The organism is Lacrimispora indolis DSM 755, from assembly GCF_000526995.1.
Classification (GTDB): domain Bacteria; phylum Bacillota; class Clostridia; order Lachnospirales; family Lachnospiraceae; genus Lacrimispora; species Lacrimispora indolis.
In genome coordinates, this window is record NZ_AZUI01000001.1 from 5782052 (window position 1) to 5796906 (window position 14855).

Genomic DNA, 14855 nt, shown 5'->3' on the forward strand with positions numbered 1-14855 from the left:
CTATGCCAAAAAGCAATGTAATTCCCGAAGCAAGGGAGGCACTTGACAGGTTTAAATATGAAATTGCCGAAGAAACCGGCTTCCCTATCACAAGCAATGATTATGGCAAAATGACGTCTTATCAATATGGTTACATGGTAAAAAAAATGATTGAAGAGCAGGAAAAACAGATGATGGACAAATCCTGACGATTATTTCCAGCATCTGCAATCAAATAAAAGGCCGTATAAAAATCTTAATAAAAAAGAGGGCTAACGATGGAAAAATATACCAGCGGTGCAGAATTGCCGGTAGGCTTAGGCCTGGCACTTGAAGAATATAAGGCAATGGATTACTTTTTTTCCTTGCCTGCTCAAGCACAGCAGCAGATCATCGATCATACTCAAACCATACAGTCGAAAGAAGAAATGCTGACTTATGTTCACACAATCATCGCACCAAAATAAAAAAGATCAGCCACTCCTGCAAAAAGGCAAATATCCTTTTGCGGGAGTGACTGTTTTTTTAACAATTATCCACAATAAAAATTATGATTGATCCAGTTCTGGCAAAAGACGTGTACTACCGGAGTTCATTCCTCCAAAAAGCAACTCTCTTTTCATTAATTTCTTTTATCTTCTCCGGATCCACCTTAAAGTTTCTCCTGATATCCATCAGTCCATTGACCTCCTGCTGCACATCCGTGACCTGGGTATAGCAATAGCCGCATACATAGGGTATCTCCTTAATGGCTGTGGTAATGCTCTCAAACCTCTTTAAAAAGTCCTCCTTTGTATTGACCTTATTTCCGTAGCCCCAGCCTTCCTTGTCACTGTCAAATGCGATGCCTCCGAATTCACTGATCATCACCGGCTGGCCCCTGTAAGAAAAGCCATTGGCAAAAGCCGATTTAGAGGTAGAGTGGTAAACCTCTGCCGTCATAATCTCATCCTTGTATTCTGTATAACGTTTTCTAAGCACTTCCCCCTTCTCTTCGTAATCGTGAAGGGTGATGATATCTGAAACCGTATGCTCCCATCCGTCATTTACAATCACCGGACGGTATTGGTCAACGCTTTTCGTCAGATGATAAATTCCTTCCGTAAAATGCTGCTGCTTCCTGCTCGTCTCAATCTGCGGAACCCCCCAGGATTCATTTATGGGCGTCCATGTAATAATGGAAGGATGATTATAATTCTGCTTCACAATATCCAGCCATTCCCCTGTAAAAAGCTCCACTGCCCGGTCGGAATAAATATAGGCTGCCGGAGCCTCGCTCCAGACCAGCATTCCCTTTACATCGCACCAGTAAAGGAACCGTTCATCCTCTGTCTTCTGATGCTTCCTCAAACCGTTATATCCCAAAGCATGGATTTTATCAATATCTTCGATCAACGCGTCCTCATCAGGAGGTGTCAAATGAGTTTCCTCCCAATATCCCTGATCAAGGATCAACCTTTGATACAGCGGTGCTCCATTGAGAAGAATGTTGGGACCATCGATGCGGATCTCACGCATGCCAAAGTAAGATCCTGCCTCATCACACACCTCTCCGTCGTACCGGGTGCAGAAGCTGATATCATAAAGCTGGGGAGCTGCCGGGGTCCATGTGCGTATCCCCCACGGATTCTCCGCTTCAGCCGCCTCTAAGTCAATGGAAACCTTAGTGGGATTTTTCCCTATACCGGTAATGGTTCTGGTGATAAACCTGCCCTCAAAGCTTACGACCGCCTCCACCTCCAGCCTTCTCCCGTCAAGGGCAGCCGGACAGTCCACGGTATATTCCAGCTCAAGCCTGCCCTCTGGTAAATTAGGAGTCATCTTCACCGAACTTAAGCAGATGTCCGGCACATACTCCATCCATACGGTCTTCCATATCCCTGTTGTCTGAACATACCAGCAGCCAAAATTCTCAGAAACCCAACGCTGCTTTCCCCTTGGCTGCTGGGGATCCATATGATCCTCCGCCTTTACTGTCACAAGGTTTTCCCCATCTTTTACAAGGTTTGTGATATCAAAGGAAAAACGGGAATATCCTCCCTCATGCATGCCGGCAAACTTCCCGTTGATCCACACCTTTGTGAGGAAATCACTTCCCTCAAAATGCAGAAACAGCTTATTTCCGGATAATTTCTCCTTCTGCGCCTGAAACCTGCGGCTATACCACACAAAATGGTGAACCTCCTGGTCATGGATATTGCTTTTCTTCGTTTCATAGGTAAAGGGCACGCATATTTCTCTTTCCGTCTGGAAGCCCTCATACCAGCCCTCGGCTTCGCCTTTATTGTCATCATCAAAACCGAAGTCCCAATTTCCGTTTAAATTGGTCCAGTCCTTACGGACAAACTGGGGTCTTGGATAGTCCTTTTGATAGCATAGCATGTAATGATTCTCCTCTCCTTTTTTCCTTAAGTCAGCCCTTAACGCCGGACATGGTGATTCCCTGCACAATCTGTTTTTCAAATATTAGATAAATGATAATGGCAGGTATGGATGCGATCATATTGGCCGTCATAGGCTTCACATAATCCACAGTGTAAGTCCCGGCAAAAATGGGGATGCCCACAGGCAATGTAAATTTACTGCTGTCCATGGCGCAAAGCAGAGGCCACAGATAATTATTCCAGCTTCCGATAAATGCGAAAATGCTGATAGTGGAAACCACTGCCTTTGATAAAGGCATGATGATCCTGGCAAAAATGATAAGCTCTCCGGCGCCGTCGATCCTTGCAGCTTCAATGAGGGAATCGGGAATCCCCTTAAAAAACGTCACCATGATGATCAGATTCATGGACACTGCCACAGACGGCAGAAGCAGCCCTGCGTAAGAATCAATCAGGTGCAGCCCATTGGCCGTTATAAACAGCGGAACAACGGTCGCTTCCCCTGGGACCATGAGTCCCAATAAAAAATAGAAATACAGCTTATTTCTTCCCGTAAATTTGATTTTTGCCAGAGAATAGGCTGCCATGGCGGAAAAAATGACAGTTAAAACCGTTACCAGTACTGCAACGATCACAGAGTTGAACAGCCACTTGGCAACATCGGAACCGATGATTAAGTCCAGATAATTTCCAAAGGTATAAGGAGGAGAAAACCAGCTGGACACGCTTTTGATCTGCTTGCCTTCATACTGCAGGGATACGAAAAAAGCCCAGAACACAGGTGCCAGAAAAATGACGGCAAGCGCTGCGGACAGAAGGGTTAAAACAACGCTCCCTGGCGTTACTTTCTTATGCTTCATCTTCCTTCTCCCCCTTCCTCTGAATCGCTTTCTGAATAAGGGTGCACACCACCAGAATGGCAAACAGCACATAGGACATGGCAGCAGCATAGCCCATATTGTTCTTGGTAAACCCTGTCTCATAAATATACTGGATCAGAGGCTTTGTACTTCCTGCCGGCCCTCCTACGGTAATTAAGTAAATCTGGCCGAACACCTTAAAGCTGGCAATGATCTGCAGCATGACGATCAAATAGGTGGTGGGCTTTAACAGCGGCAGGACAATGGAAAAAAGCTGCTGCCATTTTGCCGCTCCGTCGATTTCCGCAGCCTCATAAATCTCCGGAGAGATGTCCTGCAGAGCCGATAAATATAAAAGCATGGAAAATCCTACGGTCCACCATACGGTCATCATGGTAATTACCGCCCATGCGTGATTTGTGTCAATCAACCACTGGATTTCTGATCCCGGGCTTAAAAGCCCGGTCAGATGGAGAATTCCGTTTACAAAGCCCATATAGGGTGCAAACATGTATTTTGCAATAAATGACGCAACAGAAACGGATATAATGCTGGGAAGATAAAACGCGATTCTTAATCCCCGCCTGATCTTCACCGGCCTGTTGGCAAACAGCGCCAGTATCAAGGCCATGATCACCAAAAACGGTACGGACAGGATGACAAAAAAGACCGTATGTCCCAATGCGTCAATAAATTTCTGATCTGAAAAAAACTTAATATAATTATCCAGTCCTATAAATTTTACCTTACCCATTAAGGACCACTTATGCAGGCTCACATACAGCCCCTGGATAACCGGCCATATGGTAAAAACCGTATATAAGGCCAAAAAGGGAAGGCATAATCCCAGGCCTGTAGCCATATCTCTTATTTTTCTGCTTCTGCTCAAATCACTGTCCTCCCCAACCATGCAATGCTTCTATATTAAGAGGGGAGAAGGATCCCCCCCTCTGTTTCATAAAATTACGGAAGGTTTGATTCAAGCTCATCATAGAGCGCATCAATACCGGAGGCAGCATCTCCCTTTCCTGTCCAGATGGTATCCAGGCTGTCGATCATCCCTTTCTTCATCCCGTTAAAAGTAGATACCTTTGCCGGAAGGACTGCCTTCTCTACCTCTGACATATAGCTGCTTCTGTATGGAAGCGCCTTATAGTCATCACTTGCAAGAACTTCCTTGCATGCGGGAATCTGGCCTGAGCTTGCCCAGGTCACTCCGCCCTTCATGGATGCAGCCGCCATAAATTCCACTGCTGCCTTGCTGTCAGCCTCATTCCTTGCTTTCTTTGTAGGAAGAATAAAGGTATGAGAATCAGCCCAGCAGTTATCCGTATCAAAAAGCTTGGGGAAAGCCATTGGAACAAAGCTTAAATTATCCGTCTGCTCAAAAGCGCCTACTGCCCAGGTTCCGCCGATGCAGATTCCTGCTTTTCCGCTCTGGAAGAACTTCTGGTGATCATCAATTCCTTCCTTAATATAGCCCTTATCATACAGACCCTTTACAAATTCTGCCGCCTTAACTGCCTTTTCCTTATCAAGGGTTACCTCCTTGCCGTCTTCGCTGACAATAGGGGTTCCTCCCATCTGGAAATAGGTTGCCCACCATAAGCGGTAAGGATCGTCTCCGTTATTGGTGATTGCAATGGTTGATCCGTCTTCCGGGATCACAGCCTTGATCTTATCGCAAACGGCATAGAACTCATCCACGTTCTTAATGTCAACTGCACCCTCCGCATTTAAGGTCACGCCGGCCTGCTCTAATATGCCTTTGTTAAAGTACATGATCTCTGCATGAGTATCTAAAGGTATCGCATAGACTTCTCCATCAAAGGTCACGGCATCAATGGAGGCCTTGGAATAATGCTGGCTCAAATCGATTCCCAGTTCATCAAGGTAAGAAGTAATGGGCTGTACCACACCGTCTTCCACCAGCTGAGGCAGGGAGGAGGCATGGGAAATACCGATATCCGGCCCTTTTCCTGCGGCAACGGCTGTCTGAAGCTTTGTATAATAATCTGCCCATACCAGCATAATGGACTGTACCTGCTTGGTAGGGCTGGTGCCGTTATACTCTTCGATCATCTTGTTCATGAAACCACCGTCACCACCGCTGAACAGGGACCACATAACCAGCTTATTGGAATCTACCGCCACCTGCTCCGGATTGTTGACCGTTCCGTCGTCATTGACATTCTTTGTTTCTTCCGTTGCCGCTGCCGTAGTTTCACCCCCGGAAGTCTCCTTGCTCTCCTGAGTTTCCTGCGCTGCCTGGGATCCTGCTGTCGTCTGTGTTGCTGTGCTGCTTCCGCAGCCTGACAGTGCTGCCATAACCAGTGCCGCTGCACCTAATGCAGCCATCCATTTTTTACCCCTTCTCATAATTACCTCCTTGATTTGTTTGTTTTACCACATAAACCATAAAACAGCCTGTTGTCCTTCCGGCTCGTAAAAAGTCGAATTAGCAACAGTATTACTGATTTAATACATCAACAATACACCTTTTCATTGTGTAAGTCAATATATTATTCTATATTTTATATATTTATTTGTTTATTTTTTACATTTACAACAGTACTACTGTTTTATTATTTATCTCTTCCATTTAAAAAAATAAGATTCCTGTTATAATACAAGCCCTCTCCTCTCCACACGGAAGACAGAGAAAAAACAGCCGCCCGGAAAATATAAATATTCTCCAGACAGCTGTTTTCACTTTCGTCATATATCATCAATATTCGATTTCCATAATAATGTCCTGAGCATAATCACCGAAGGCCTTTCCAAAAAGATTAAATCCACCCTCATACTTTGCATTTTTCTTATTGCCAACGGTCATACTAATAAAGGCGTTTTGCGAAAGCCCGATATCACTGATCCTGACTTTGGAAGCCCGCTCCCCGTTAATATAGCTTCCATCTTCCCGGATCTCCCACTTTACCAAAAGACCGTACTGAGTAGAACCGTTTGGCCACAAAGCTGGCGTAAGCCGCCCTCTTCTGGACCCGAAATCTCCCGGGCAGTGCCAGGTAGCACATTCTACTCCGTTTACCCATATGGTGATATCGGACTTCCAGTCCTCCGCATACCCAGGCGCCTCCGAGCATATCTCCATACAAAAAGACAGGCGCACTGGCTGTTTTCCTGCAGGAAGCTGATTGGGGAACCTGTATTCCACATGGCCTTTGGAAGTCCATAAGAGACCGGCCTCCATCCGCTCCGGCAGATAAAAGCTGTATTCCTTATCCTCCATTCCGACTACCCCAAAAGGCGCGTACAAGCCGCAGGTAGGGAAAATACTGCAATCAACAAATGCACCCACCGGCATTTCAAGGCTTAGGACCTCATTGATCTGGCTGTTTCTGGGGAGAAAGCAGAGATTGGCATAGTCCTGCTTCCTGCTGCATACCTTCATGGTCCCATGGCTCCCCGGCTGTTCTTCCATGCGGATCAAGTCTGCCGCCTCAAGAAGCTTTAAATGAAAGGCAGCGCTGGACTGAGGGAGATTAAGGGCTTCCGCGATCTGACTTATGGAATAATTGTTCTGATACAGAAGCTTGATGATTTCCAGCCGGACAGGTGATGAGACCGCCTTACCGAACTCGCAGATTTCCTCCATATTTTCCAGCGTAAATTCCTTGATTTTTGCCATAATGCCTTTCTCCTTTCACCCTTTTGATCCCCGGCGTTTACACACTTTGTTGGTCCGCCGTCGCGGAAACCGGATCCATGGCTGCAGACTCTTCTTTGATTATGTTTTCTCCTACTGCGAAGTTATGCTGTCATTGTTTGATAATTTATCATACCTTATCTTCTGCAAAGCTGTCAATCCCGGTTAACAGTCTTTTACACCGGAAATCCGAGCCATGAAATCTGCCCATTGCCCATTTGTTGCATGAATTGGAAAATATTTATATTTACCAATTTTTTTTCCAAAAAGAAAAAATCTTGCTGAATTATGTCTAACTTTATGATAAAATAAAAAAAGTTTCGTCATCAAGAAATAATTGCCTCGATGTTATCAAATCTGATTTTATGGCAATTATTTTTTATGTTGAAAGAATAATCAAAAAAGGAATCCTATGGAAGAATAGGACTGGTAAACTATGGAACCGAAATTAGAAAAGAAATATGGTCTTTTTACAGCCATTGCAATGGTTGTAGGCATCGTCATCGGCAGCGGCGTATTTTTTAAGGCGGAAAAGATCCTCACAGCAACAGGAGGCAATTTAAAAGAGGGCATCCTGGCATGGGTGATCGGCGGTATCATCATGATTTCCTGTGCGTACACATTTTCTGTCATGGCTACCAAATATCAGTATATCAACGGTGTGGTGGATTATGCAGAAGCCGCAATGGGAAAAACATATGCCTATTATGTCGGCTGGTTTATGGCAGTGATTTATTATCCCACAATTACCTCAGTTCTTGCATGGGTTTCCGCCCGGTACACCTGTGTGATTTTCGGTTTTTCCATTACAGGCGGAGAATGTATGACCATTGCCTGCCTTTACCTTGTTACAAGCTTTACAATAAATGCCCTGTCTCCTGTTTTGGCCGGAAAGTTTCAGGTAAGCACTACGGTCATTAAACTGATCCCCCTCTTTTTAATGGCAGTGGTTGGGACCTTTGCAGGACTCCGAAGCGGCATGACCTTGTATAATTTCACCCATTACGTGTCCCAAAGCTCTTCCAATGGACTATTCACCGCTATTGTAGCAGCCAGTTTTGCTTATGAGGGCTGGATCATTGCAACCTGTATTAACGCGGAATTAAGAAATGCAAAAAAAAATCTTCCATTGGCTTTGATTGTGGGTACTTTTATAACCATGTCCGTTTATATTCTGTATTACATCGGTCTGGCCGGAACAATTAAAAATGAGGTGATGATGGCCGGTGGGGAATCCGGCGCCAAGCTGGCATTCCAGACGGTTTTCACCTCAGCAGGCGGTTCCCTTTTATTTGTATTCGTCATCATTTCATGCCTGGGGACCTTAAACGGGCTGATGCTTGGCTGCACCCGGGGAATCTATTCCATTGCCGCAAGAGGCCTTGGCCCTAAACCCCAGGTTTTCAGCCAAATAGACCCGGCGACCAATATGCCTGTGAATTCCGCAATTATGGGGTTGTTTCTTTGTGCCATCTGGTTATTTTATTTTTATGGGGCTAACTTAACCTCCAATTGGTTTGGATTTTTCAGTTTTGATTCTTCGGAATTGCCTATTATTACAATATATGCTCTATATATCCCTATTTTTATTATGTTCATGGTAAAGGGGAAAGAGCTTAACTTTTTTAACCGGATATTTATGCCCTGCGTATCTCTCGCAGGTTGTATCTTTATGGTCACAGCGGCCTGGTTTGCCCACGGAATGGCTGCAGTCGCTTATTTAATTGTATTTTTTGTTATTATGACCTCTGGCGCTGTGCTTTTGCGGAAAGGTCTGCCTCTCCGGTAACGGACTAAGACCGGTCATTTTTAAGCCGGAAGAGGCAGCACATGAACCGCATACAGCAGATGGAAGGAAATAAAACCAGTACATAATCGAAGATGAAACTCCCCTTCATCCGCTTGCTCAGCCTTCATAAGGACTGTGGAAATAAGCTGTGATCTATGGTATGATAATCATAAATCACAGCTTATCAACGGTTTGCAATGGAATCTGCAAGTTCCGATAAGCTATATGATATAAGAGTTTGGAGGGAGAAAATCTTGCATAGGGAAAATATTAGATTACGTCAGGAAAACGCATCGGATTACAGGATTGTTGAAGAATTAACCCGTGAAGCGTTTTGGAATCATCATGTCCCCGGCTGCAATGAGCATTATTTGGTGCACATTATGCGGGAATCACAGTCATTTATAAAAGAACTGGACATTGTTGCTGCTGAAAATGAAAAGATTGTGGGAAACATCATGTACACAAAGGCAACCATACTGTGTGATAATGGGGACAATTATCCGGTTATCAGCTTTGGTCCCATTTCGGTTTTACCCGAATTTCAAGGGCAAGGGATAGGTAGATTGCTCATCGAACACACCAAACAGCTTGCAAAGGAATTGGGCTGCAAGGCAATTTTGATTTACGGTGATCCTTCCTACTACAGTAAATTTGGTTTTGTTGGGGCAGAAACTTACAAAATCGGCACACCGGATCATATGTATGCTGCTCCATTACTGGCTCTTGAATTAATTGAAGGTTCATTGTCCAATTGTTCCGGCCGCTTCTTTGAAGACCCAATATTTGAAATTGATGAAGAAGCAGCAAAAGAATTTGACAAAGGGTTTCCATACAAAGAGCTTCAAAATTCTTTACCTTCACAGGAAAGGTTTCTTCAGCTGGTTAAAATGCGGACTCCAAGATTATGAGCATTTTACTCAGTTCCTTTCATGGTACGATGTAAACCCACCTAAATAGCGGTCTGAACACTTTATAATAAGAGGGTTGCAGCTTCATAGCCATTTGCTAAGAAGCTGCAACCCTCTTTCCTCAATCGGATATTCGCAATGACCAAAGGTCACAGCGCTTCCAGCACCATCGGGCGGACTCTCCGCTTTGCTATTTGATGAGGTTAAACACCGTCATGCTTATTTCCCGTTTTGTAATCGTCCCTGGCCCAGTTTGGAGCATTGATCGGGCCAGCTTTATCATTCCCATTTTTTGCTGCTCCCTGGATTTCCGGCACTTGGGCCTGCTCATTTTTTGGACGGTGCATTTTCTCATGATTCTCCGTTCCATGATTATTTGAATCATAAGGACTGGGTCTTCTCATACCTGCTTTTGCCATAATGATACCTCCTATCTGTCGATAGTTTTTGTATTTCCACGGAAACTATGCAGAAAAGATCATGAAATGATCATCAGATATCTGTTATTGTTTCTTCTAACAATCTGTATCCAACTCCCATTTCCGTTAAAATGTATTGGGGATCTGCCGTATCTAGTTGTATTAGTGCAGGGATATGTTTATATAAACCGGACAATTTCATCCAGCGGTTTACGGGATTTCTTCCGTACCGTCTGGTCTGCCGGATATCCGGCCGCAATTAATCCGCATATATGCTTTTCCTTGGGAATATTCAGCAGCGAAGCAACCTTTTCTCTGTCATACATTCCCAATATGCAAGTACCGATTCCCTGTGATTCAGCTTCCAGGCAAAGATAGGCAATTGCCGCCCCAATATCCCCGGGAGCAAAATACTGACTGTCTACAAGGCGCTTAACATGAGGCATTAAATTGGCGTACTCTTCGACCACAACAAAAAATGCCCGTGCTTTGGCAGCAAACCCATTTGTTCCCAGAGGCTGTGCACATTCTGCAACCGGTTCTATGAGTTCCGGATTTTCAACTACCACAAAACTCCAGGGCTGACCATTGCAGCCAGATGGTGCCAGGTGTGCCGCCTCAACACATTTGACCAGCTTTTCATGTTCTACCGGTTGATCTTTAAAATTTCTGCAGCTTTGCCTGCGAAGGCATAAATCCATAAAATCATTCATTGTAATTGCTCCTTATATTTAATATTTTCCAGGTTTCTTTTTACTGTAACATGATTCACACCAGCTTTTAACTGGCATTTTTGCACCGGTTGCAGTTAAAGCTTTGTGGATTTGTCTTGCTTTCATTCCACATATGGTCTTGCAAACCTTTTTTCATAAGCACCATTTTTCTTAAGATTGAAGTCCCAATAATAGTTTGTTAATCCGGTTAAAGAAAACAGGGAGAATAATAATTGTATACCCTTTGACAGGTATTCGGACTTCTCATATTCCTTTTTCAAGCTTAAATCCATAATTCCTTTGTCTGCATAGGTTCGTCCTATTGCCTCCATTTGATCATAGAACTTTTTGTTGGCTTTTTCCGGTTTCATTTGAATGCCTTCCACGCCGCCTTTTATAATGGTTCCATCAAAGGATACCCCCAGCCTTTTTGTAATAAGTTCAAGATAAGGTCTCAAATAGTACGACTGGCTGGTCTCCGGAAAACCGGACTGAACTAAAAATGCCATATGTACTTCTTTATTGTTTATTGGTTTTAGCTGTTCAAAGAATTTCATTACTGAGCCAGGCATGGCATGAACATAAAGCGGAAAAACAAATAAATTATTTTCTGCAGAACTGAAATCCTCAGCCCATATTTTATGTTCTTTTACATTTATCAGATTCCTTACCTCTATATTTTCTGCTCCCTGTTCTTTCATCCCTGTAATTATCTTTTCAATGATCCGCTTGCTGTTAGAATGATTTCCTCTTGGAGAGCCATTATAAATCACCCATTTACCGCTGGTTTTTCTTCCAACAACTTCCTTTGCCAGAACCTCGGCCATAGGTTTTGTACATTCTAAGTTCATTGTCTGTACGCTTTCGTTTTCATACAGAAGTTCTTTACAAGCACTATGGAAATGGTATGCTGTCCGGGCAAGATGGTTCTTTATGACTTTTACTTCCTCATCACTCAACCCGCTTTTTTCTAAATAGAAGTTCATTACTGGATATTTATGATATCTTTTCAGGTGACCGCATTCACCGTTTCTTATTTTAATGTAGGGTAAATAATGCTGTATTAAACGGTCCAAAAATGTTTTTCCCTTGCCGTCAATAAAGCCATTTTCTGTATGAAAAAGAATGACCACTTCATCACTGTTTATATAGTCCTTATACAATTTATAGGCATCATCATTTAAAGCACATTTTCCAGGACTCTTCCACCAGCAGCTCCAGCAGCCTATACAATCCTTTATTTCGGTATCAATAGAATGATAGATAATCACTTCAGCGTCTTTATTCTTTTCCGTATAATAATTCTTAATTTCCTGAGCCAGTGATTCTTTTCTTGTGTTTTTCCCTAAATCAAAAATCGATATCTTCATGACTCCTCCTCAATCCTTATGAAATAATCCTCAAACCACTTTATAACAAAGCCGGAATATGCAAGACCAAACTCAAGAGCATCATTTTCATATTTGGCTGGCTTACAGTCTTCTAAAGAAAGCCCTAGTTTCTCAAGCTGCAGTTTTCCTTCATCTCTGATGTTTACCAGGTCTCGCTGCATATCTCTAAAGTTCTTAATATGGGTGTTAATGGATTCCAGCCGTTCATCTTTGGTTAACTCATTGAAGAAAAACATCTTTAGCAATTGTGTGGATTTATACTTATCAGGACCCAGATCATGTCTCATTAACATACTAAATCGTTCTCTTCCATTCTCTGTAATTCTATATAATTTTTTTGTCCTGTTATTCTTAACTTCTTCTTTTGAAGTTACATATTCATTCTTCTCAAGTTTCACTAAAGTTGGATGGATTGCGCCTTGACTTGTACTTGCAAAATATTCAGTGCTTCTTTCCATTCCCTTTTTTATGTCATATAAAGTGAGTGAATGATTATAGGATAAAAATCCTAAGATAATCAACTCTATCATGAGATTGCTCCTTTATAAAATCATGGTTTATATATGTCGTTTAGACATATATAACATTACTCCCTTTTCCATATTCTGTCAAGAATGAATAATCAGCATCACTGCCTCAGCGTGCTGCCAACGGTCCTCCTTAGAATCAACCATATTCTTTTGTAATAAAAAAACTGCTGCAATAAGGTATGACCCGCTTGCAGCAGTCCAGAAAAATAATAACACACGGCAAATTGATATGAAATTATTCAATCATAAAACATTCAACACCAATATTACTAAAAGTAATGACTGGTTTGCACCGGTATGTCTTGCTGCAGCTATCAGACAGCCTTACTTTTAAAACATACAGGCCTTCAAAAGGAACTGTGAATTTAAAGCAGCCACAACCGTTAATCTGTAAACAGCACAGAAACGTGTCTATGCCGTTGCATCTCTCATATAATTTCACATCCCAATCATGGAAATTATCGCACCGGCAGCCCCAAATACACCCCATAATAATACAGGGTTTAATCAGGCATTCCTCACAAACAGGACAGGGTTCGGGTTCCGGGCACTCTGCAGGTACGGGTATTGGAACGGGAATAAATATCGTTTCCGGCTCCGGACAAGGTGGGCAAGGTTCTGGCGCCGGGCATTCCGGACACACCGGACAGGCCGGGCAAGGTGTTGGTTCCGGACACACCGGGCAGGGAGGACAAGGCGTTGGTTCCGGACACACCGGACACACCGGGCAGGGAGGACAAGGCGTTGGCGGCGGACACACCGGGCAGGGTTCCGGTTCCGGACATGGCAGTGGTGCCGGGCACGCCGGGCAGGTCGGGCACGTCGGGCACGTCGGACACGTCGGACACGTCGGGCAGGGTTCCGGTTCCGGACATGGCGGCGGCGCCGGGCACGTCGGACAGGGTTCCGGTATCGGGCATGGTTCAGGCAGCGGACAAGGTTGCGGCACCGGACACGTCGGGCAGGGTTCCTGTGGTGGACAAATTGTCGGAGCCGGACACACCGGGCATTCCGGGCACACCTGAGCAGGCTGTTCCTCACTTTCCGGCAATACCTGAGGTACTTCCGGAGTGGGAACCACAGGGGCTGGTGCTATGCCCTGACATTCCACTCCTCCAACAAAGGGGAAATAATGAAATTCAAAGCCGCTTTCAGCATTTACTGCAAACGAGCCTAAAGCAGCATTACCGCTTACATGGCCGCCTGTAGAATGTGCATGGAACATTGCCTGTGGTGCCAGTATACTTCCCCAGATATCGGAGGACTTTTCCATATAAATATTGGATGCATCCTCAAACAAATACAATGTCTGATTTGCCTTACTTCTTTCCCCGTAAACACCGTATTGCAAATGAGCATTTGCTCCCGTTCTCAGCCTTACAATAACCCTGCTTCCTTGTGGAACCTCTGCACGTATTCCTTTGTTGATTAAACCATTTGGCCTTACATCAATAAGGAATACATTTTGTACAGGGTCATTGCCTCTTAAAATCCACTCGAAATTATTATCCACAACAACTCCATTTGGAGTTAATGCTTCAATACAGTCTTTGTAGTATCCGATGTTTTCCCTGGCATCATTGAAAAATCTGGGTAAATCGGCGCCTATCCTGCTTGCAGGTATATATCTTGGTACATCATAACTGGGAACCACATAGTGATCACCCTTATCCGATGGTGTCCAATATTGGCTGCCTCCATTGGCCTGGTATAAAAATTTCAGTTCTTGTATCCCATCATTTATACCACCTTTTCCAATTAAATACGTACTTCCCTTGGCTGCACGGAATCCGCCTCCCACAACCACATGGCCGATCACAACCAAAGGGCCGGTCATAGATACATTACCGCCAACTAAAAAGCGTACTAAATCCGGTGAGTAACTGACTTCCTTGTTACCTCTTCTGACAAATCCAACACTCAATCCTCTTGGGCTGTAAAAACTTCCGCCTATTGCTACAGGTCCTTCAACATCAACAATGTTATTGGCATCGTTAAAAATAATAACATTAAATTTGGAGGCAGTACCAAAAGGCTGGCCCGCAATACTATACCAGTTTATATTATCATAAGGTAATCCTGCACTTGCCATTGCTTCATCACTATAACTGATATTGTCCATATAAACTCCTGCAAACTGCTTGAAATTAACGCATTTTCATTCTCAGTTCAGTTTATTCTAATGGAAATTGTCCTGTGCTGCTTTTTATGC

General features: G+C 43.8%; 14 protein-coding genes and 1 pseudogene. 4 read left to right on the plus strand and 11 right to left on the minus strand.

What is annotated here, in order from left to right:
• The first annotated feature begins 2 nt into the window (after window positions 1–2).
• Complete coding sequence (locus K401_RS0128085; RefSeq protein WP_024296060.1) at window positions 3–188, plus strand: alpha/beta-type small acid-soluble spore protein; 186 nt, start codon at window positions 3–5, stop codon at window positions 186–188.
• Between the two features lie 69 nt (window positions 189–257).
• On the plus strand, window positions 258–446 hold the full coding sequence (locus tag K401_RS0128090) for a hypothetical protein (RefSeq protein ID WP_024296061.1): 189 nt from the start codon (window positions 258–260) through the stop codon (window positions 444–446).
• A 115-nt stretch (window positions 447–561) separates the two neighbouring features.
• On the opposite strand, the gene K401_RS0128095 is transcribed toward K401_RS0128090, so the two are convergent.
• The 5 genes from K401_RS0128095 to K401_RS0128120 all read right to left on the minus strand — a co-directional run bounded on the left by K401_RS0128095 (window position 562) and on the right by K401_RS0128120 (window position 6872).
• Window positions 562–2361 carry a glycoside hydrolase family 2 protein gene (locus K401_RS0128095; RefSeq protein ID WP_024296062.1) on the minus strand — a complete coding sequence of 600 codons (1800 nt, stop codon included), beginning with the start codon at window positions 2359–2361 and terminating at the stop codon, window positions 562–564.
• Between the two features lie 31 nt (window positions 2362–2392).
• Complete coding sequence (locus K401_RS0128100) at window positions 2393–3223, minus strand: carbohydrate ABC transporter permease (protein WP_024296063.1); 831 nt, start codon at window positions 3221–3223, stop codon at window positions 2393–2395.
• A complete protein-coding gene (locus K401_RS0128105) occupies window positions 3213–4112 on the minus strand; it encodes a carbohydrate ABC transporter permease (protein ID WP_024296064.1) in 900 nt (299 codons plus the stop codon). The genes K401_RS0128100 and K401_RS0128105 overlap by 11 nt, the downstream gene beginning before the upstream one ends.
• A 74-nt stretch (window positions 4113–4186) precedes the next feature.
• Entirely contained in the window at window positions 4187–5602 is a 1416-nt protein-coding gene (locus tag K401_RS0128110; protein ID WP_024296065.1) for an extracellular solute-binding protein, read from the minus strand.
• Between the two features lie 349 nt (window positions 5603–5951).
• On the minus strand, window positions 5952–6872 hold the full coding sequence (locus K401_RS0128120; protein WP_024296066.1) for an ArsR/SmtB family transcription factor: 921 nt from the start codon (window positions 6870–6872) through the stop codon (window positions 5952–5954).
• 454 nt (window positions 6873–7326) lie between these two features.
• Between K401_RS0128120 and K401_RS0128125 the strand changes: the two genes are divergently transcribed.
• Together K401_RS0128125 and K401_RS0128130 are read left to right on the plus strand one after the other, a co-directional pair.
• On the plus strand, window positions 7327–8679 hold the full coding sequence (locus K401_RS0128125; protein WP_024296067.1) for an APC family permease: 1353 nt from the start codon (window positions 7327–7329) through the stop codon (window positions 8677–8679).
• Between the two features lie 197 nt (window positions 8680–8876).
• A complete protein-coding gene (locus K401_RS0128130; RefSeq protein ID WP_084493005.1) occupies window positions 8877–9590 on the plus strand; it encodes a GNAT family N-acetyltransferase in 714 nt (237 codons plus the stop codon).
• Between the two features lie 203 nt (window positions 9591–9793).
• Here K401_RS0128130 and K401_RS0128135 read toward each other — a convergent pair whose 3' ends face one another.
• From K401_RS0128135 to K401_RS34295, 6 genes and pseudogenes are all read right to left on the minus strand, one after another.
• The gene (locus tag K401_RS0128135; protein ID WP_024296069.1) at window positions 9794–10009 is read right to left on the minus strand and encodes a hypothetical protein; all 216 of its coding nucleotides are present in this window, start codon (window positions 10007–10009) and stop codon (window positions 9794–9796) included.
• A 179-nt stretch (window positions 10010–10188) separates the two neighbouring features.
• Window positions 10189–10722: a nitroreductase family protein gene (locus tag K401_RS0128140; RefSeq protein ID WP_024296070.1), complete on the minus strand. Its 534-nt coding sequence runs from the start codon at window positions 10720–10722 to the stop codon at window positions 10189–10191.
• A 122-nt stretch (window positions 10723–10844) separates the two neighbouring features.
• The gene (locus tag K401_RS31605) at window positions 10845–12092 is read right to left on the minus strand and encodes a flavodoxin family protein (protein WP_024296071.1); all 1248 of its coding nucleotides are present in this window, start codon (window positions 12090–12092) and stop codon (window positions 10845–10847) included.
• Window positions 12089–12643 (minus strand): PadR family transcriptional regulator, encoded by a 555-nt coding sequence (locus K401_RS0128150; protein WP_024296072.1) that lies wholly within the window; start codon window positions 12641–12643, stop codon window positions 12089–12091. The genes K401_RS31605 and K401_RS0128150 overlap by 4 nt, the downstream gene beginning before the upstream one ends.
• Before the next feature lie 518 nt (window positions 12644–13161).
• The gene (locus K401_RS33765; protein ID WP_242842338.1) at window positions 13162–13473 is read right to left on the minus strand and encodes a hypothetical protein; all 312 of its coding nucleotides are present in this window, start codon (window positions 13471–13473) and stop codon (window positions 13162–13164) included.
• Between the two features lie 296 nt (window positions 13474–13769).
• Window positions 13770–14765 (minus strand): annotated as a pseudogene (locus K401_RS34295) (collagen-binding domain-containing protein); the annotation flags it as partial.
• Between the last annotated feature and the right edge of the window lie 90 nt (window positions 14766–14855).

Coding starts and splice junctions, on each gene's coding strand:
- K401_RS0128110 (WP_024296065.1), bottom strand. CDS start 5,602: ATGAGAAGGGGTAAAAAATGGATGGCTGCATTAGGTGCAGCGGCACTG.
- K401_RS0128125 (WP_024296067.1), top strand. CDS start 7,327: ATGGAACCGAAATTAGAAAAGAAATATGGTCTTTTTACAGCCATTGCA.
- K401_RS0128150 (WP_024296072.1), bottom strand. CDS start 12,643: ATGATAGAGTTGATTATCTTAGGATTTTTATCCTATAATCATTCACTC.
- K401_RS0128135 (WP_024296069.1), bottom strand. CDS start 10,009: ATGGCAAAAGCAGGTATGAGAAGACCCAGTCCTTATGATTCAAATAAT.
- K401_RS0128085 (WP_024296060.1), top strand. CDS start 3: ATGCCAAAAAGCAATGTAATTCCCGAAGCAAGGGAGGCACTTGACAGG.
- K401_RS31605 (WP_024296071.1), bottom strand. CDS start 12,092: ATGAAGATATCGATTTTTGATTTAGGGAAAAACACAAGAAAAGAATCA.
- K401_RS0128120 (WP_024296066.1), bottom strand. CDS start 6,872: ATGGCAAAAATCAAGGAATTTACGCTGGAAAATATGGAGGAAATCTGC.
- K401_RS0128095 (WP_024296062.1), bottom strand. CDS start 2,361: ATGCTATGCTATCAAAAGGACTATCCAAGACCCCAGTTTGTCCGTAAG.
- K401_RS0128130 (WP_084493005.1), top strand. CDS start 8,877: ATGGAATCTGCAAGTTCCGATAAGCTATATGATATAAGAGTTTGGAGG.
- K401_RS0128090 (WP_024296061.1), top strand. CDS start 258: ATGGAAAAATATACCAGCGGTGCAGAATTGCCGGTAGGCTTAGGCCTG.
- K401_RS0128100 (WP_024296063.1), bottom strand. CDS start 3,223: ATGAAGCATAAGAAAGTAACGCCAGGGAGCGTTGTTTTAACCCTTCTG.
- K401_RS0128140 (WP_024296070.1), bottom strand. CDS start 10,722: ATGAATGATTTTATGGATTTATGCCTTCGCAGGCAAAGCTGCAGAAAT.